This window comes from Allobosea sp. OK403 (genome assembly GCF_900113835.1).
GTDB lineage: Bacteria > Pseudomonadota > Alphaproteobacteria > Rhizobiales > Beijerinckiaceae > Allobosea.
In genome coordinates this window covers 22,744-40,635 of the sequence record NZ_FOQV01000005.1, presented here as the reverse complement: position 1 = coordinate 40,635, position 17,892 = coordinate 22,744, and the positions used below count along the sequence as shown (strand labels likewise).

Below are 17,892 nucleotides of genomic sequence, written 5' to 3'. Positions count from 1 at the left end.
GAGAGCAGGATCAATGCGAAAAACCGGTTCCCACTTTTTCGCATCCTGCTCTTGGGCAAAACCTCAGGCCAGCGTCATCCAGCCGGCCCAGAGCGCGCCATAGCGCGCGGCCTTGCCGAGGAGCACGAGCCCGATGAAACGCCCGAGCGGATAGTTCAGCGTGCCCGCCACGAATGTCAGCGGATCGCCCACAACAGGCAGCCAGGCGAAGAGCAGGGACGGCCAGCCGAAGCGCTCGAACCCGCGCTGCGCTTTGGCAAATTTTTCCGGATCGGGCCGCAACCTTGCCGGCAGGCGCTCGACGCCACCATGGGCGATCAAGCGGCCGAGCCACCAGTTGACGACCGAGCCTGCCGTGTTGGCTGCGCTCGCGACCAGGAACAGCGCCAGCGGATTGACGGTTTTGGCCGCCAGCAGGCCGATAAAGACGACCTCAGACTGCGCCGGCAGCAGCGTCGCGGCGACGAAGGCCGCGCCCGCCATCAGACCGAGAGCGGAAAGATCGAGCAGCTCCAGCACCGCCAAAGGTTCCTATCGCGCCAAACGAGAGCAATTTCCGATCGAGTTGGATCGTTCAATTCCTCTAATTCATTGTTTTAACGCATCTTCTTCACGCGAACCGGTTTCCGCTTCGCTCGAAAACGCACTACAGCATCGGCTTCTTCCGAAAACCGCATTCCACTTTTCGGGCCGATGCTCTCGCTGGCCAGGGCATCAGTCCAGCATCGCGGCAAGCGCATTGACGGTGTTGGCGTTGCGCAGCGTGCCGATGCCGAGTTTTTTGGCGGTCAGATGCGAGAGCAGCTTCGTCTCGCTCGGTTTGCCGCCGAAATCGATCCATAAATCGCCGTCCGCGATGGCGAGCACAATACCGGGCGTGGCGATCCTGCCGAGCATGGACAAGGCGTCTGGGCCGAGGGGGCTTCGCATGACGCGGATGCCGATATCGGCGCTGTTTCCTTCCGGGAAGGGATTTTGGGCGGCAAGCCGCCGCCAAGCCTGCGCCGTGCGCAGGATGATATCGACATGCTTGCCGAAACGCGTGCCAAAAGCCGCTTCCAATCGGCTCTCAATCGTCGCGAGGGGCTCATCCTCGCCCTCGAAGATCAGATTGCCTGTGGCGACCCAGCTGCGCACATCGCCAAAGCCGAGCGCTGCCACCATAGCCTTCAGATCCGCCATCACCAGCCGCTTGCCGGGGCCGAGCACGATCGAGTGCAGAAGGGCGACATAGGTCGTCATAGCGGTTTCGTGCGGCGCTACAGCCGGCGCAGCGCCACTTGCTGGATGCGGTGGCTCGCGCCCTTGGTCAGGATCAGGCTGGCGCGCTGGCGGGTCGGCAAGATGTTCTCCTGCAGATTCGGCAGGTTGATGCCGCTCCAGAGCTTCTCCGCGATCGAAAGCGCCTCATCCTCATCGATCTCGGCATATTTGCGGAAGAAGGAGCGCGGATCGCGGAAGGCGGTCTGGCGCAAGGTCATGAAGCGGTTGACGTACCAGCGATGCAAATCGTTCTCGTCGGCGTCGAGATAGACCGAGAAGTCGAAATAATCGGAGACGAAGGGGATGACCTTGCCGTCCTTGGGCATGCGGCTCGGCTGCAGGACGTTCAGGCCTTCCAGGATCAGAATGTCGGGCCGCTCGACCGTGACCTCCTCGCCCGGCATCACGTCATAGACCAGGTGCGAATAGACCGGGGCGGAGACCGAGGGCTTGCCCGCCTTGACGTCGGAGAGGAAGCGCAGGATCGCCGAGCCGTCATAGCTTTCGGGAAAGCCCTTGCGCTGCATCAGGCCGCGCCGCTCCAATTCGGCATTGGGCAACAGGAAGCCGTCAGTGGTGACGAGCTCGACCTTGGGCGTGTTGGGCCAGCGCGAGAGCAGCGCCTTCAAGACGCGTGCCGTGGTCGACTTGCCGACGGCGACCGAGCCGGCGACGCCGATGATATAGGGAACCTTGACCTCGGCCTCGGCCATCAGGAAGCGCTGCGTCGCCTTGAACAGGCCTTGCGTGGCTGCGACATAAAGCGAGAGCAGGCGCGACAGCGGCAGGTAGATCGCCACGATCTCGTCCAGCGAGATCGGGTCGTTGATCGATTGCAGCTTGGTCAGGTCGTCGACCGACAGCGTCAGCGGCGTGTCGGCGCGCAAATGCGCCCATTCATCGCGCGTGAAGCTGCGATAGGGCGAGCCCAGCTCGGGATCGGCCGGGGCGGGGATCAGACGCTGGTCCATGAGGCGACCCGCATTCCAGGCTTCGAGGTTCAACGCAGGACTAGCCTCGGCTTCTCAACGGGGGCGCGCGGCCTTCTCCGCCAGACCGGAGCGCACCGTGCGAGCCTCAAGCTGGCTCAACACGTCCCGCAATGCAACATCGCGCGACAAAAGCACGACTAACAGATGATAGAGCAGATCGGCGCTTTCAGCGATCAGCTCGTCGCGATCGCCCTTCACGGCGGCGATGACGGCCTCCACCGCCTCTTCCCCGAGCTTTTTTGCAGCGCGTTCAGGCCCCGCAGCGATGAGCTTCGCCGTCCAGGATTCCTCGGGCGAGGCTTTCGCCCGCTCGGCGATGATGGCTTCAAGATCGGCGAGGGTAAAAGCGCTCATCGACTCAATCCAACCGCATCGCCAGACCCGCCGCCGCCATGTGCTCCTTGGCCTGCTGGATCGTGTAGGTGCCGAAATGGAAGATCGAGGCCGCGAGCACCGCGCTGGCATGGCCATCACGCACGCCCGCCACGAGATCATCGAGATCGCCGACACCGCCCGAGGCGATGACGGGAACCGAGACGGCATCGGCAATGCGCTCGGTCAGGCCGAGATCATAGCCCGATTTGGTGCCGTCGCGGTCCATCGAGGTGACGAGCAGTTCGCCGGCGCCGAGCGAGACGACCTCTCGGGCGAAGGCGACAGCCTCGAGCCCCGTGGCGTTGCGCCCGCCATGGGTGAAGATCTCCCAGCGGCCGGGCGAAACCTGCTTGGCGTCGATGGCGACGACGACGCATTGGCCGCCGAACTTTTCCGCCGCCTCCTTGACGAAGCCGCGATTGGTCACGGCCGCCGTGTTGATCGAGACCTTGTCGGCCCCCGCCAGCAGCAGCGCCCGGATATCCTCGACTTTGCGCACGCCACCGCCCACCGTCAGCGGCATGAAGCAGGCCTCGGCGGTGCGGGTGACGACATCGAACAGGATGCCGCGATCCTCATGGCTGGCCGTGATGTCGAGAAAACAGAGCTCGTCGGCGCCCGCCGCGTCATAAGCCTTGGCGGCTTCGACCGGATCGCCAGCATCGACGAGATCGAGAAACTTCACGCCCTTGACGACGCGGCCGTCCTTGACGTCGAGGCAGGGGATGATGCGGGTTTTCAGGGTCATCAGTGCTGCTGGGCCAAAGCGAGATCGGAAAATCGAGCGCATATAGCGCCGCGGCCGCCCGGCACGCAAACTCAGCCGCGCAGGGAGCCCGGATTGATCGGCGGCACGTTCCCTGCTCTCCTGCTCGCCATAAGCAAGAACAGAGGGATTTCCATGACGATCACCATCGCATTCAAGGGCCTGAAGCTGGCGGCGGAAGGCCTTACTATCGGGCTTGGCCTCACTATCGGGCTTGGCCTCGGCACAGCCGCGCTTGCCCAGGCTCCGGCGAGCCAGCTCGACGCCATCCAGAGCCGCGGCGCGCTGCAGATCTGCACGACGGGCGACTACAAGCCGTTCACCCTGGCCAAGGAGGGCAGCTATGAGGGCATCGACATCGAGCTGGCGAAATCGCTCGCCAAGGCGCTCGGCGTCGAGGCCAAGTTCGTCCAGACGAAATGGTCCGATCTCCTGACCGATATGGGGTCGGGAAAATGCGACGTCGCCATGGGCGGCATTTCGGTGACGCTCGACCGACAGAAGAAGGTCTTCTTCTCCGCGCCTTATATCGTCAACGGCAAGGCGCCGATCGTGCGCTGCGCCGACAAGGCCAAGTTCCAGACGATCGCCGACATCGACAAGCCGGAGACCCGCGTCGTGGTCAATCCTGGCGGCACCAATGAGCGTTTCGTGCGGGAGAACTTCAAGAAGGCCGACATCCGCGTCTTCCCCGACAACGTCACCATCTTCGACGAGATCCTGGCCGGCCGGGCCGATCTGATGATCTCGGAATCGATCGAGACCAAGGTCCAGGAGAAGGCCAAGCCGGGCTTGTGCGCCGTCAATCCCGACGAGCCGCTGCAATATGGCGAGATGGGCTACATGCTCCCGCGCGGCGACGCGACCTTCAAGGCTTTCGTCGACCAATGGCTGCATCTGGCCAAGGCGAATGGCGAATTCGCCGGGATCTACAACCGGTTCGTGAAGTGAGGCAGTTCGTCAGGTGAAGAATTGAACCGGCGGCAGTCGGCGGCTCAGGCCGCCGCCTCGCTTCCGGCCTTCGCCACGCGCGCCAGCGCCGCAGCCGGGTCGATCCGCCCGTCATAGAGCGCCCGGCCCGTGATCGCGCCCTCCAGGATGGCCGCATCGGGCGCACAGAGCCGCTCGATGTCGGCCATGGAGGCAAGCCCGCCCGAGGCGATGACGGGAATCGTCAAGGCGTTCGCCAGCGCGATGGTGCCGTCCCAATTGATACCCTGGAGCATGCCGTCGCGGGCGATGTCGGTGTAGACGATCGCCGCGACGCCGGCATCCTCGAAGCGACGGCCAAGATCATCCGCCGCCAGCGCCGAAGTCTCGGCCCAGCCCTCGACCGCGACATAGCCGTCGCGCGCATCGATGCCGACCGCGACCTGGCCCGGAAAGGCCTTTGCCGCCGCTTTGACGAAGCCGGGATCGCGCACCGCAGCCGTGCCGATGATGACGCGGCGCACGCCCTTCTTCAGCCAGCCCTCGACCGTCGCCATGTCGCGGATGCCACCGCCGAGCTGCACCGGGAAGGCGACGCGCGCGAGGATCGCCTCGACAGCGGCCGCATTCATCGGCTTGCCGGCGAAGGCGCCGTCGAGATCCACGACATGCAGCCACTGGAAGCCCTGGGCCTCGAAGGCGGCTCCTTGAGCAGCGGGATCGTCATTGAAGACGGTGGCCTGGCCCATATCGCCCTGTTTGAGGCGGACGCACTGGCCATCCTTGAGGTCGATGGCGGGAAAGAGGATCACGGCGTCCACCTGAGGAAATTGGCGATCAGCTTCAAGCCGAGCTTCTGGCTTTTTTCGGGATGGAACTGCGTGCCGGCGACATTGCCACGCGCCACCATCGCGGTGACGGGACCGCCATGCTCGGTCAGCGCCAGCACATCCTCCGGCCGCTCCGGTATCAGCGCATAGGAGTGCACGAAATAGGCGTGCAGCCCTTCCGGCCCGGTCTCGATACCGTCGAGCAGCGCATGCTCATCCTGCTTGTGCAGGGTGTTCCAGCCCATATGCGGGATCTTGAGGCTGTCATCATCGGGCACGATCAGCGCGACATCGCCTGGAATCCAGCCAAGGCCCTGCGTCACGGTGTGTTCGAGCCCGCGCGAGGCCAGAAGCTGCATGCCGACACAAATGCCCAGGAAAGGCCGCTGCTTCTGGCGGACGACCTCCTCGAGGGTTTCGACCATGCCCGGCACGGCATCGAGCCCGCGCCGGCAATCGGCGAAGGCGCCGACGCCAGGCAGCACGATGCGATCGGCCCGGCGCACCTCGGCGGTGTCGCTGGTGACGCGGATGGTCGAACTGAGCCCGGACTCGGTCGCTGCGCGCTCGAAAGCTTTGGCGGCCGAGTGCAGATTGCCCGAGCCGTAGTCGATGATGGTGACGAGCTGGCTCATCGGCCCCGCGCCTCCGGGAACAGGCCGATGATCGGTACCGAAGCTGAAGGCTGCGGGCGTGCGGGTGCAACGGGGGCCGCGCGCGGCGGCGCGACCTCGCCGGCCAAGGCGCGCTCGAAATAGCGCCGCTCGGCCTCGGGCAGTGCCCGCGCCTCGACGACATCGGCCAGGCGCCAGCCCTGGCGCGCGAGCTTGCGGACGATCAGGTTCTGGCCCTCGAAGCCAAGGAACAGCGCCAGCGCCCCATGCGCCAGGATCAGCGCGCCAGTGCTGAGGCCGAAGCGGCTCTGCACATAGAACAGCGCGCCCCAGATAAGCGCGAAAACGGCGGTCGCCAGCCAGAGCCGATTGACCAGCAGCCAGAGCCCGCTCAGCACAAAGGCCGACCAGCTAAAGGTCTCCGGCAGCAGGCGCGCCTGCTCGATCTCCTCGCGCGGGCCGCCGGAACCGGGCGGCGGGATCATCACGGTATAGAACGCCATCGTCGGCTCCTCAGAGAGCGCCCTTGGTCGAGGGCACGCGGCCGCCCTCGCGCGGATCGACCTCGAGCGCCTGCCGCAAGGCGCGCGCCAGGCCCTTGAAGCAGCTCTCGGCGATATGATGGGCATTGTCGCCATAGAGCGTCTCGACATGCAGCGTGATGCCGGCATTCATCGCGAAAGCCTGGAAGAACTCGCGCACCAGTTCGGTGTCGAAGCTGCCGATCTTCTCCGCCTTGAACTGCGTGCGGAAGACGAGGAAGGGCCGGCCGGAGACGTCGACCGCGACGCGGGTCAGCGTCTCGTCCATCGGCAGATGCACATCGGCATAGCGGCGGATGCCCTTCTTGTCGCCGAGCGCTGCTTTGAGCGCCTCGCCCAATGCGATGCCGGCATCCTCGACCGAATGGTGATCGTCGATATGGGTGTCGCCCTTCACGGAGACGCTGGTGTCGATCAGCGAATGGCGGGCGAACAGGTCGAGCATATGATCGAAGAAGCCGACGCCGGTCGCAATCTCGGCCTTGCCCGTACCGTCGAGCACGAGCTTGACCGCGATGTCGGTCTCGTTGGTGCGGCGCTTCACTTCGCCAGAACGCATGCCGGCCTCTATTGTTTGCGAAATTTCGCGTTTGCGGAATTTCGCCCGCTTTAGCAGGCGGGCACAGCGAAGGCCATCGTGATCGGAGCACCAGCCGTCATGCTCACCCTTGTGGCGAGCATCCACGTCTTGAACACCGACCTCGACAAGGAAAGACGTGGATGATCGGGACGAGCCCGACCATGACGGAAGGGGCTCATCTGGTCACCGCCGGTTCAGCGTTTCGCTAGCTTGCTCTTGATACCGGGCTCCAGCCTGAACATGTTGGCGACACCCAATTGTCAAAAGCCGAAGCAAAATCGCAATGTCAGAAACCAGCAACGCCCCCGTAATGCACGCGACCACGATTTTGATGGTCCGCAAGGGCGGCAAGGTCGTGATCGGTGGCGACGGCCAGGTCTCGCTCGGCCAGACCATCATGAAGGGCAATGCGAAAAAAGTGCGCCGCCTCGCCAAGGGCGCGGTGATCGCGGGCTTCGCGGGAGCCACAGCCGACGCCTTCACGCTGTTCGAGCGATTGGAGACGAAGCTCGAGCAATACCCGACGCAATTGCTGCGCGCCTGCGTCGAGCTCGCCAAGGACTGGCGCACCGACCGCTATCTGCGCCGGCTGGAGGCGATGCTGCTCGTCGCCGACAAGGAGGTCTCGCTGCTGATCTCGGGCACCGGCGACGTGCTGGAGCCGGAGACGAGCGAGCATGGCTCGGTGATGGCGATCGGCTCGGGCGGCAATTATGCGCTCTCGGCCGCGCGCGCGCTGATCGATATCGAAGCGGATGCCGAGACGATCGTGCGCAAGGCGATGAAGATCGCCGGCGACATCTGCGTCTACACCAACCACAGCCTCGTCATCGAGACGCTGGAGGCGGCGTGAACGCGTTTTCGCCGCACCAAAGCGGATTCCGATCCCCGCTCCATCTGCAAAGCCGATACGACGACGCCCTCATCATGCGGTTCGAGCAAAACGGCAAATGACTTGGTCTCCGGCAACAAAGACAAAGGTGCTTACTTCCTGCGGCCGCCATTGCTGCATCTGCCACAAATTTGCAGGCCTCAAAATTGAGTTGCACCACATTAAACTACGATCGGAAGGCGGCGACGATGACGCCGACAACTGTATTCCACTTTGCTTAGATTGCCACGCAGACATGTCGTCCTACGACAAGAAACACCCTAAAGGAACAAAGTACACAGAATCAGAGCTAAAGTCTCACCGTGATCAATGGTACGAAAAATTCAAAAACCCGTCGCTGACATTCTATGACGATGACTGCAAGAACATCGATACAGAGTTGTATAAATCACTTAGGCAGAAATTGCATTCAGAAACGATCGAGTTTGTGCGCAGCCATCCTTTTGGTACCATTTTTCGATCGGCTAATGTTCAACCGCTCTACAATTACGCCGACAATCCGACACGGCCCGACGAGGAATTTATCGATCCAGAGCTCGAGTCTTTGAGAGCGGCATTAAAGGACAGAGTATTTTTGTTTGCCAATACATTAGCCACCAATACGTGGGCCGACGATAGAAATGACGCTTTCGCCGCGGTTCCGCGTGAATGGTCATATAATAATCACCAAAAATACTATGATGTAGTTGAACTTCTTCATGATCAGGCAACTGAAGTTGGTAACGCTTTTGACAATTTAGTCAAATCAGCTCTCCGAAAACTAAACGTACGGATTTTGGATTAATTCGCCATGACCTCCTTCTCCCCCCGCGAGATCGTCTCCGAACTCGACCGTTTCATCGTCGGCCAGAATGACGCCAAGCGCGCCGTCGCCATCGCGCTGCGCAATCGCTGGCGCCGGCAGCAGCTCGAAGGGCCGCTGCGCGAGGAGGTGTCGCCTAAGAACATCCTGATGATCGGGCCGACCGGCTGCGGCAAGACCGAGATCGCGCGCCGCCTCGCCAAGCTTGCCGGCGCGCCCTTCCTCAAGGTCGAGGCGACCAAGTTCACCGAGGTCGGCTATGTCGGCCGCGATGTCGAATCGATCGTGCGCGATCTCGTCGAGGTCGCGATCGGGCTGGTGCGCGAGAGCCGGCGCAAGGACGTGCAGGCAAAAGCCCATATCGCCGCCGAGGAGCGCGTGCTCGATGCGTTGGTCGGCGCGACCGCGAGCCCCGCCACCCGCGACAGCTTCCGCCGCAAGCTGCGCGCCAACGAGCTCGACGAGAAGGAAATCGAGGTCGAGATCGCATCGGGCGGCGGTGCGACTGCGCCGATGTTCGAGCTTCCCGGCATGCCGGGCGCCTCGATCGGTGCGATCAATCTCGGCGACATGTTCGGAAAGGCCTTCGGCCAGAAGGGCAAGCCGAGGCGCGTGCTGGTCAAGGACGCCTATGGCCCGCTCCTGACCGAGGAGAGCGACAAGCTGATCGACCAGGAGGCGATCGTCCAGGCCGCCATCCGCGAGGTCGAGAACAACGGCATCGTCTTCCTCGACGAGATCGACAAGATCTGCTCCCGCGAAGGCAAAAGCGGGGCCGACGTTTCGCGCGAGGGCGTGCAGCGCGACCTCTTGCCGCTGATCGAAGGCACGACGGTCGCGACCAAGCATGGCGCAGTGAAGAGCGACCATATCCTGTTCATCGCGTCGGGCGCCTTCCACGTCTCACGGCCCTCCGACCTGCTGCCGGAACTGCAGGGCCGCCTGCCGATCCGCGTCGAACTGCACCCGCTCGACGTCGAGGATTTCAAACGCATCCTGACCGAGACTGAAGCCAGCCTGATCAAGCAGACGGTCGCATTGATGGCGACCGAAGAGGTCACCATCCACTTCACACCCGATGCGATCGACGCGATCGCGCGCATCGCGGTGGATGTGAATTCGACGGTCGAGAACATCGGCGCGCGGCGCCTGCAAACCGTGATCGAGCGCATTCTGGACGAGATTTCCTTCACCGCGCCCGACCGCTCCGGCGACACGGTCACGATCGACGGAGCTTATGTCGAGGCGCGCATCGGCGATCTCGCGAAGAACGCGGATCTGAGCCGGTTCATTCTCTGAGCCACTCGCCGGGCCGCGCTGCGGCACGCAGGGAACGATCGCGACCTTCGGGCGCCTGGGACGGTCAATCGGGCGCCAATCGACATCGTTGCGGTGCGGGTGTGCAGGTGAGCGACCCGCGGGCGCCGTGCCAAACGGCTGCCGCCCTTAAATGCGGCGCGCGCATTGAAATTTCAGATTTCAAATCTGAAACTGTTTGATACTGTCCCCTCGCGCGGCTGGCCGATGAAGCCATGACCACGTCAAGAAATAGCTGGGACGTCGTGCCGCCTGCTCTGAAGGGCCGCGCGAACGAAAACAGCGCGCTCGGCCTCGGATCGAGGCACGACAAGGGGGAACCGCGATGAAGACGACACGCAGGGATTTCAATATGTTGGCGACGGCCAGCCTGGCGGCAACCGCCTTCGGCAGCGGCGCCTTTGCGCAAACGGGTGGCACCACGATGCTTTACGTCGCAGTGGGGCCGGAGCTGACGCAATACACGGTCGGCGGCGCGACGATCGCACCGGTCGAGGGCAGCACGGTCAGCGTCCCAGCCGCGATCCAATATGTCTGGCAGCACCCAAAGAAGCCGATCGCCTATGTGGCGTCGAGCAACCGCTTCACCTCGACCACGGACGACCTCCATCACATTACCGCCTTTGCCATCGCGCCCGGCGGCGGCAAGCTGACGATGATCGGCCAGCCCAAGCTGCTGGGCTCGCGGCCGATCAACATTTCGGTCGACCAGACGGGCGGCTTCCTGCTCGTCGCCTATAACGGCCCGTCGAACATCACCGTCCACCCGATCGGCGCGGACGGCACCATCGGCGACGCGATCAAGCAGGCCGGCAAACTCGATACCGGCATCTATGCGCATCAGGTGCGCGTGTTGCCCTCGAATCGCGCCGCGTTGCTCGTCACCCGCGGCAATGACGCCGTCGGCGGCAAGCCAGAGGATCCCGGCGCGCTGAAACTCTTTTCCTTCGACAAGGGTCGGCTCGCCGACAAACAATCGGTGGCGCCGGGCGACGGCTATGGCTTCGGCCCGCGCCATGTCGACTTCCATCCGAGCAAGCCCTGGATCTATGTCGCGATGGAGCGCGAAAACCAGCTCCAGACCTTCGTCATTGGCGCCGGTGATCGGCTCTCGACCGTACCGGCCTTCGTCAAGACGACGCTGGCCGAGCCAGGCAAAGTCCGGCCAGGCCAGGCCGCCGGCGCGATCCACGTCTCACGCGACGGCCGCTTCCTCTACCTGTCGAACCGCGCCGACGGAAAGACGGATCTGAACGGCAAGAAGGTCTTTGTCGGCGGCGAGAACAGCATTGCCGTCTTCGCCATCGATCAGACGAGCGGCGAGCCGAAACTCATCCAAGCGCTCGACACCCAAAGCTATCACGTGCGCACCTTCGCGATCGATTCGACCGGCAAGACGCTCGTCGCGGCCAGCGTCGCGCCGATGGACACCGCTTCGGGCAACGACATCTCGACCACCGCCGCGACTCTGACCGCCTTTACGATCGGCCCCGACGGGAAGCTGACCTTCGCCGGCAAGCGGAGCGTCGATACGGCAAAAGGCGCGATGTTCTGGTGCGGCTTTCAGCCGCTGAGTTGACGGGCGACGCGCCGCCGGACCGCAACGGCCCGGCGGCGGAGCACGGCGCGAAGACCAGCTCTCCATTTCCAGGTGACAACGTGTCATGAGAAGCGGCGCTGCCGGGGAGCAAGCCGGCGCGAACCGAGCTTCGACAGGCGAGATGGTATCCAAGCCCTCCTTCGACGGTAACCAAGTCCCCTCCCGCCTCGCTCGGGATTCCGCCATTGTCGGCGCGGCGACCATTCTGTCGCGCCTGCTCGGCTTCGCCCGCGACGTGCTGATCGCAAGGCTATTGGGCGCAGGCCCGGTGGCTGACGCCTTTCTCGCCGCGCTGCGCCTGCCCAATCTGGTGCGACGCGTGCTCGGCGAAGGTGGGCTGAACGCCCCCTTCGTGCCGCTCTATCTCGCCATCAAGGCGGAGCGTGGAGAGAAGGCGGCGAGGCGGTTCACCGGCGAGGCGACCGGACATCTCGGCTTGCTGCTGCTCGGACTGGTCGCGTTCGGCGAAATCTTCGCTCCCTGGGTCGTGCTGGGCTTGGCCGGCGGCTTCGCGGAGGAGCCGCAGACACTCGCACTCGCCGCGCATTACATCAGGCTGATGCTGCCTTTCCTGCTGCTGACGACGCTGGCCGCCATGCTCGCGGCCGTGCTCAACGCGGAGAAACGCTTCACGCTGGCCGCGCTCGCGCCCGCGCTGATGAACGCGCTTCTGGTCGGTTTCCTGCTGGTTTCACTGGTGCGCGGCCTGGAGGCCGAGCTAGCCGCGCAGTCGCAGGCCGCTCTGGTCAGCCTGACCGGGCTCGCCCATCTCGGCCTGATTCTGTTCGCCCTGCGCAGGACCGGGCTTGCGCGCCCGAGCCTGCGCTGGTCGCCAGAGATGGCACGGCTGGTCCGGACGGGCGGCGCGACCCTGCTGGCGGCCTCGGCAGCGCAGCTCGTGCTGCTGGTGGCGACGCAAATCGCCTCCGCCGAGCCAGGCTCGGTCGCCGCGCTGTATTATGCCGACCGCGTCTTCCAGCTGCCGCTCAGCTTCGTCGGCGTGGCGATGGGCACCGTCGTCCTGTCCGAAATGGCCGATTCGGCGCAGGCAAGCGGACCGGACACCCGGCTTGGACAGGCGCTAGCGCTGGGCCTCGCGCTGGCGCTGCCGGCGGCGCTCGCACTTTTCGTGCTGGCGGAGCCGATCGTCTCCGTGCTGTTCGAGCATGGCCGCTTCGGCGCAGAGGATCGCGCTCGCACCGCCGCCGCGCTCGCTGGCTTTGCGCTCGGCCTGCCCTTCGCCGTCATCGCGAGAGTCTTCGGACAGGTCTATTTCGTCCGTCAGAGGCCGCGCCTGCCCTTGCTGGCGGGGTGTATCGCCGTCCTTGTCGCGGCGCTGGCCGGCTATGCGCTGGCCGGAGACGGCAACGCCGCCCGGATGGCGGCCTGCGCGGCGAGCCTGGCGTTCCTGGCGCAGGCGGTGCTGCTTGGCATGGCGCTGCTGCGGGACGGAATCTGGCGCCCCAGTGTCGCAAATCTGCGTCCCATCGCCGCCAGCCTTGCGGCCAGCGCCATCATGCTGGGCGTTCTGCTGATTCTCTCCTTCCTGCTCGCCGCCAGGCTGGCGCCGACGCAATCGACGCCCTGGCGGGTCGCGGGGCTGGCGGCCCTGTGCACTGGGGGAGCCTTTTCCTATGGCGCTACCGGCTGGCTCATGGGCGCCTTTGGCGCCTTCCCCTTGCCGCGCTACTTGCGCAAGCGGCGGGCATGAGCCAGAAGCCCCCCTCCTTTTCCTCGTTCGTGATCACGGAGCGCCCGATGGCGACCTTTCACCAGCGCGTCTTCTCAGGCATGCAGCCGACTTCGACGCTGCATCTCGGCAATTATCTGGGCGCACTGACCAACTGGGTCGCGATGCAGCAGACGCATGAATGCATCTATTGCGTCGTCGACATGCACGCGATCACCATGTGGCAGGATCCCGCCGATCTGAAGCGGGCGATCCGCGAGGTCACCGCGGCTTATGTCGCGGCCGGCATCGACACCAAGAAGAGCATCATCTTCAACCAGAGTCAGGTCTCCGGCCATGCCGAGCTCGCCTGGATCTGCAATTGCATCGCGCGACTGGGCTGGATGAACCGCATGACCCAGTTCAAGGAGAAGGCCGGCAAGGATCGCGAGAACGCCTCACTGGGTCTTTACGCCTATCCGAGCCTGATGGCGGCCGACATCCTGCTGTACAAAGCCACGCATGTGCCGGTCGGCGAGGATCAGAAGCAGCATCTCGAGCTGACACGCGACATTGCGCAGAAGTTCAACAACGACTTCGCCGACCAGATCGCGGAGCGGAATCTCGGCACCGGCAATCTCGGCTTCTTCCCGCTGCCCGAACCGATGACGCAGGGCCCGGCGCCGCGGGTGATGAGCCTGCGCGACGGCACCAAGAAGATGTCGAAATCCGACCCGTCCGACTATTCGCGGATCAATCTGACCGACGATGCCGAGACCATCGCCCAGAAGGTGCGCAAGGCGAAGACCGATGCGGAGGCGCTGCCTTCCGAGGAAAAAGGGCTGGAAGGCCGGCCCGAGGCCGAGAACCTCGTCGGCATCTATGCCGGGCTGGAAGGCGTCACCAAGGCGCAGGTGCTGACCCAGTTCGGCGGCGGGCAGTTCTCCGGCTTCAAGGCGGCGCTGGTCGATCTCGCCGTCGCCAAGCTCGCGCCCATCGCTGACGAAATGCGCCGTCTGCTCGCCGAACCCGCCCATATCGACGCGATTCTCGGCGATGGAGCGGAGCGCGCGCGAACCATCGCCGCGCCGATCCTGGCCGACGTCAAGGACATAATCGGCTTCGTTCGGCGCTGAATTTTCCGCTGCAACCTCGGCGGGCTTGCGCTGACGCTGCGGCGCGGTTCACCATGCCGGCTCCTGGCGCGCGATCGGTTCGGGACGACACGTCCCGAACCGTGAATCGTCCGCCTCTGTTTTGAGTGAGAGCCGGTCACACGCCTCGGATCGAAAACGATCCAAGACGCCCCAACTCTCGAAGCGGCGACAGGTCATCCCAATGGTCAAGCGACGACGGTCCTATGAAGCGGGCCATCGCCCGAAATTCCTCGCAGTGGTCGACGACAGCGCGGAATGCGCCAAGGCGGTGCGCTTCGCGGCGCGGCGCTGCGCCCGGGTCGGCGCCTCGATCGTGCTGCTGGGCGTAGTCACGCCGCCCGAGCATGAGACCTGGCTCGGCGTCGGCGAGGTGATGCAGGCCGAAGCCGAGGCGCAGGCCGAGGCGCTGATCGACGCGGCGGCGAACGCCGTGCGTACGCTCGCCGGGCTCGAGCCCGAAAAGGTCGTGCGCACCGGCGTGAAGGCCGACGAGCTGGTCAAGCTGATCGAGGCCGATGAGGACATCTCGCTGCTCGTGCTCGCGGCCAGCGCCGGGCGCGACGGGCCAGGCCCGCTCGTCAGCGCGCTCGCCGGAAAATCGGCCGCGACCTTCCCGATCCCCGTCGCGATCGTGCCCGGGCATCTGGAGGACGAGGAGATCGACGCGCTGGCGTGACGAAGAGCGCGCTTCCTGCTGGAATGATTCCGGCGCCGGGCCTATATCGGGAGCAGGAACGGCGGCCTTGACCCGCCGGCGCCGGAGGTTAGCCATGTTCATCCAGACCGAAGCAACACCCAATCCCGCCACGCTGAAATTTCTGCCCGGCCGCACCGTGATGCCAGACGGAACGCTCGAACTGCGCGATTCGGAGCAAGCCGAGCGCTCGCCGCTGGCCCAGCGCCTGTTCGGCGTGAACGGCGTCTCCGGCGTCTTCCTCGGCGCCGATTTCATCACCGTGACCAAATCCGACGGCGAATGGCCCCATCTCAAGCCCGCCATCCTGGGTGCGATCATGGAGCATTTCATGTCGGGCGCGCCGGTGCTCGCGAACGGCTCGGAAGCGGATGTGATCGAAGAGGGCGAGTTCTTCGCACCCGAGGACGCCAAGACTGTCGAGACGATCAAGGATTTGCTCGAGACCCGGATTCGCCCGGCGGTGGCCGGCGATGGCGGCGACATCACCTTCCGCGGTTTCAAGGACGGCACGGTCTATCTCGCCATGAAGGGCTCCTGCTCGGGCTGCCCCTCCTCGACCGCGACGCTGAAGCATGGCATCCAGAACCTGCTGCGCCACTTCCTGCCGGATGTGCGCGAGGTCGAGGCGGTTTGACGCTTTCGGCTTGATCCACACGCCATTTTGGCTTTGTTGGCAAATCAATCCACGTCGTCATCCCGGGCACAGCCAAGCGCAGATCCGGAATGACGACGCGTTTCCCTCACTTTCGAAGACGGGCCTGGCAAGACACCGATGCGCATCCTCGCGATCGACACCGCGCTCGGCGCCTGTTCCGCCTGCGTGCTGGAAGCCGGCCAGGCTGAGCCGCTGGCGATCGAGCAAATCGCGATGGAGCGCGGCCATGCCGAGGCGCTGATGCCGCTGGTCGAGCGCGTCATGAAGGCCGTCGAGGGCGGCTTCGCCTCGCTCGACCGCGTCGCCGTCACCGTCGGTCCAGGCAGCTATACCGGCCTGCGTGTCGGCATCAGCGCGGCCCGCGCCATCGCGCTCGCGGCCGGCATCCCGGCGATTGGCGTCACCACGCTGGCTGCGACCGCAGCCCCCCTGATCGGACGCGAATCCGGGCGGGTGATCGCAGCCGCACTCGACGCCAAACACGGCCAGGTCTGGTTCCAAGCGCTGAGTTCGCACGGCAAGCCATTGGTCTCGCTGCGCCAGGTCAACCACCGCGACGCCGCCCGCTCCATCGGGGCCGGGCCCGTCAGCCTGGTGGGCTCGGCCGCGATGGCGGTCGCCAACGAAGCCTGGGCGATCGGGCTCGATGCCTTGGTGCTCGACGAGAGCAGGGCGCCAGACGTGACCTGGGTTGCGCGGCTCGGGCTTATCGCTGATCCCGAGGATGCACCGCCGCGCCCGCTCTACCTGAAGGCGCCTGAAACGACGCCGCAGGATCGCGCCCGACTGCCGCGGCGCTGAATCAGTACTTGCCAGCGGTTCAGTCTGTGCCATCAAGCGCCATGGACTGGCTGCGCAGATTGCTCCACCCCGAATCAGCACCGGCCCGTACCGGCCGCCTCGACGTGCGCCATGCACGCCATGTCGCGGCGCTGCACCACCAGGGCGGCTTTGCGCGTGGTTGGGAACCTGGCGAATGCGCCGCGCTGCTTGCCGACCCCGCGATCATCTCCGAAGGCGTCTTCGCGGGGAAGGGTCCCCACCCCGCCGGCTTCGTGATCTCGCGCAAGGCGGCCGACGAGGCCGAAATCCTCAGCATCGTGGTAGGGCGCGCCCATCGCCGCGACGGGCTCGGACGGGCGCTGCTCCACGCCCATCTCGGCCAGCTCGCCGCCAGCGGCGTCCAGCATGTCTATCTGGAGGTCGAGGACGGCAACCTGCCGGCCGAACAGCTCTACCGCCATTTCGGCTTTCGCGAGGTCGGCCGGCGCAAGAACTACTACGCCAAGAGCGACGGCAGCCGCACCGGCGCGGTGACGATGCGGCTCGATCTCGCGTGACCCGGGCAGCCTGCGCATGAACGGACTTCGCCCCGGCGCAACCCTGAGGCTTGCAGCGCTGGCCTTTTGCGCGCTCCTGCTCCTGCCGGCGCAGCTCGTCGCGATGCGCCTCGGGCCCCGTCATGGCGCCAGGATCCCGCGCCTGTTCCATCGCTTCACCTGCCGCTGCCTCGGCGTGCGTCGCCGCATCAGGGGCACGCCACCGCCGCCCGGGGCGGCTGGGCTGATCGTCGCCAGCCATGTTTCCTGGCTCGACATCGCGGTGATCGGGGCCTTGCGGCCCTTGTCCTTCGTGGCCAAGAGCGAGGTCGCGGGCTGGCCGGTGATCGGCTTCCTGGCAAAACTGCAGCGCACCGTCTTCATCGACCGGATGCGCCGCAGCGCCACCGCCGATGTGGCAGCCGAAATGGGCGCGCGGCTCGCGGCGGGCGAATCGATCGTGCTCTTCGCGGAGGGGACGACGGGAGACGGCACGCGCATCCTGCCTTTGCGCTCCTCCCTGCTGGGAGCCGCGCGTGAGGCACTCGGCAAGAACGATGACCGCGACATTCCGGTCTATCCGCTGACCATCACCTATACCGGCTTCCACGGCCTGGCCGGCGGCCGGGCCGAGCGCACCACGCTCGCCTGGTATGGCGACGAAGAACTGGCGCCGCATCTCAAGACCGTGCTCGATGCGGGTGCGATCGATGTCGAACTCGTCTGGGGTGCGCCGATCGCGATGGGCGCCCGGACCTCGCGTAAGGAAGCGACGCGACTGGCCGAGGCCGCTATCCGGCAGGCGCGGCGGGAGGCGGTCACCGGGCGGCAGAGCGCCTGACCGGCAAGGGCGAGGCGGCATCTGGCTCGGTTGTTGCTTCGCTGATCGGCG

General features: G+C 65.1%; 21 protein-coding genes. 12 read left to right on the top strand and 9 right to left on the bottom strand.

Annotation, left to right across the window (positions count from 1 at the left end; all coding sequences use genetic code 11):
* Window positions 1-63 precede the first annotated feature (63 nt).
* From BMZ97_RS18180 to hisF, 5 genes are all read right to left on the bottom strand, one after another.
* Window positions 64-519: a YqaA family protein gene (locus BMZ97_RS18180; RefSeq protein WP_244546478.1), complete on the bottom strand. Its 456-nt coding sequence runs from the start codon at window positions 517-519 to the stop codon at window positions 64-66.
* A 195-nt stretch (window positions 520-714) separates the two neighbouring features.
* A complete protein-coding gene (locus BMZ97_RS18175; protein ID WP_092172628.1) occupies window positions 715-1,242 on the bottom strand; it encodes a DUF1697 domain-containing protein in 528 nt (175 codons plus the stop codon).
* A gap of 17 nt (window positions 1,243-1,259) precedes the next feature.
* Complete coding sequence (coaA, locus tag BMZ97_RS18170; protein ID WP_069693379.1) at window positions 1,260-2,234, bottom strand: type I pantothenate kinase; 975 nt, start codon at window positions 2,232-2,234, stop codon at window positions 1,260-1,262.
* 54 nt (window positions 2,235-2,288) lie between these two features.
* Complete coding sequence (locus tag BMZ97_RS18165) at window positions 2,289-2,609, bottom strand: phosphoribosyl-ATP diphosphatase (RefSeq protein ID WP_092172625.1); 321 nt, start codon at window positions 2,607-2,609, stop codon at window positions 2,289-2,291.
* A 4-nt stretch (window positions 2,610-2,613) separates the two neighbouring features.
* Window positions 2,614-3,378, bottom strand: coding sequence for an imidazole glycerol phosphate synthase subunit HisF (hisF, locus tag BMZ97_RS18160; protein ID WP_092172622.1), 765 nt, complete (start codon window positions 3,376-3,378; stop codon window positions 2,614-2,616).
* A 153-nt stretch (window positions 3,379-3,531) separates the two neighbouring features.
* Between hisF and BMZ97_RS18155 the strand changes: the two genes are divergently transcribed.
* Entirely contained in the window at window positions 3,532-4,347 is an 816-nt protein-coding gene (locus BMZ97_RS18155) for a transporter substrate-binding domain-containing protein (protein ID WP_092172619.1), read from the top strand.
* A gap of 44 nt (window positions 4,348-4,391) precedes the next feature.
* Here the strand turns inward: BMZ97_RS18155 and hisA are convergent, their stop codons facing one another.
* Genes hisA through hisB form a run of 4 tightly spaced genes read right to left on the bottom strand, consistent with a single transcriptional unit; the run spans window position 4,392 to window position 6,871 of the window.
* Complete coding sequence (gene hisA, locus BMZ97_RS18150; RefSeq protein WP_092172616.1) at window positions 4,392-5,147, bottom strand: 1-(5-phosphoribosyl)-5-[(5-phosphoribosylamino)methylideneamino]imidazole-4-carboxamide isomerase; 756 nt, start codon at window positions 5,145-5,147, stop codon at window positions 4,392-4,394.
* A complete protein-coding gene (gene hisH, locus BMZ97_RS18145; protein ID WP_092172613.1) occupies window positions 5,135-5,791 on the bottom strand; it encodes an imidazole glycerol phosphate synthase subunit HisH in 657 nt (218 codons plus the stop codon). Before hisH ends, hisA begins: the two co-directional genes overlap by 13 nt.
* Complete coding sequence (locus BMZ97_RS18140; protein ID WP_092172610.1) at window positions 5,788-6,273, bottom strand: DUF2628 domain-containing protein; 486 nt, start codon at window positions 6,271-6,273, stop codon at window positions 5,788-5,790. Before BMZ97_RS18140 ends, hisH begins: the two co-directional genes overlap by 4 nt.
* 10 nt (window positions 6,274-6,283) lie before the next feature.
* Window positions 6,284-6,871 carry an imidazoleglycerol-phosphate dehydratase HisB gene (gene hisB, locus BMZ97_RS18135; RefSeq protein ID WP_092172607.1) on the bottom strand — a complete coding sequence of 196 codons (588 nt, stop codon included), beginning with the start codon at window positions 6,869-6,871 and terminating at the stop codon, window positions 6,284-6,286.
* 304 nt (window positions 6,872-7,175) lie between these two features.
* Between hisB and hslV the strand changes: the two genes are divergently transcribed.
* From hslV to BMZ97_RS18080, 11 genes are all read left to right on the top strand, one after another.
* Window positions 7,176-7,745 (top strand): ATP-dependent protease subunit HslV, encoded by a 570-nt coding sequence (gene hslV / locus BMZ97_RS18130; protein ID WP_175525613.1) that lies wholly within the window; start codon window positions 7,176-7,178, stop codon window positions 7,743-7,745.
* A gap of 97 nt (window positions 7,746-7,842) precedes the next feature.
* On the top strand, window positions 7,843-8,568 hold the full coding sequence (locus BMZ97_RS18125; RefSeq protein WP_092172601.1) for an HNH endonuclease: 726 nt from the start codon (window positions 7,843-7,845) through the stop codon (window positions 8,566-8,568).
* A 6-nt stretch (window positions 8,569-8,574) separates the two neighbouring features.
* Window positions 8,575-9,885 carry an ATP-dependent protease ATPase subunit HslU gene (hslU, locus tag BMZ97_RS18120; RefSeq protein WP_092172598.1) on the top strand — a complete coding sequence of 437 codons (1,311 nt, stop codon included), beginning with the start codon at window positions 8,575-8,577 and terminating at the stop codon, window positions 9,883-9,885.
* Window positions 9,886-10,228: 343 nt separating this feature from the next.
* Window positions 10,229-11,482 (top strand): lactonase family protein, encoded by a 1,254-nt coding sequence (locus BMZ97_RS18115; protein ID WP_092172595.1) that lies wholly within the window; start codon window positions 10,229-10,231, stop codon window positions 11,480-11,482.
* Between the two features lie 142 nt (window positions 11,483-11,624).
* Window positions 11,625-13,214 carry a murein biosynthesis integral membrane protein MurJ gene (murJ, locus tag BMZ97_RS18110; RefSeq protein ID WP_175525612.1) on the top strand — a complete coding sequence of 530 codons (1,590 nt, stop codon included), beginning with the start codon at window positions 11,625-11,627 and terminating at the stop codon, window positions 13,212-13,214.
* Window positions 13,215-13,261: 47 nt separating this feature from the next.
* Window positions 13,262-14,308 carry a tryptophan--tRNA ligase gene (gene trpS, locus BMZ97_RS18105; protein WP_092173281.1) on the top strand — a complete coding sequence of 349 codons (1,047 nt, stop codon included), beginning with the start codon at window positions 13,262-13,264 and terminating at the stop codon, window positions 14,306-14,308.
* A 202-nt stretch (window positions 14,309-14,510) separates the two neighbouring features.
* Window positions 14,511-15,005 (top strand): universal stress protein, encoded by a 495-nt coding sequence (locus BMZ97_RS18100; RefSeq protein ID WP_092172589.1) that lies wholly within the window; start codon window positions 14,511-14,513, stop codon window positions 15,003-15,005.
* Window positions 15,006-15,099: 94 nt separating this feature from the next.
* Window positions 15,100-15,660 carry a NifU family protein gene (locus BMZ97_RS18095; RefSeq protein WP_092172586.1) on the top strand — a complete coding sequence of 187 codons (561 nt, stop codon included), beginning with the start codon at window positions 15,100-15,102 and terminating at the stop codon, window positions 15,658-15,660.
* Window positions 15,661-15,798: 138 nt separating this feature from the next.
* Window positions 15,799-16,482 (top strand): tRNA (adenosine(37)-N6)-threonylcarbamoyltransferase complex dimerization subunit type 1 TsaB, encoded by a 684-nt coding sequence (gene tsaB / locus BMZ97_RS18090; RefSeq protein WP_092172583.1) that lies wholly within the window; start codon window positions 15,799-15,801, stop codon window positions 16,480-16,482.
* A 41-nt stretch (window positions 16,483-16,523) separates the two neighbouring features.
* Window positions 16,524-17,021 (top strand): GNAT family N-acetyltransferase, encoded by a 498-nt coding sequence (locus BMZ97_RS18085; protein WP_092172580.1) that lies wholly within the window; start codon window positions 16,524-16,526, stop codon window positions 17,019-17,021.
* Window positions 17,022-17,037: 16 nt separating this feature from the next.
* Complete coding sequence (locus tag BMZ97_RS18080) at window positions 17,038-17,841, top strand: lysophospholipid acyltransferase family protein (RefSeq protein WP_244546477.1); 804 nt, start codon at window positions 17,038-17,040, stop codon at window positions 17,839-17,841.
* The last annotated feature ends 51 nt before the right edge of the window (window positions 17,842-17,892 follow it).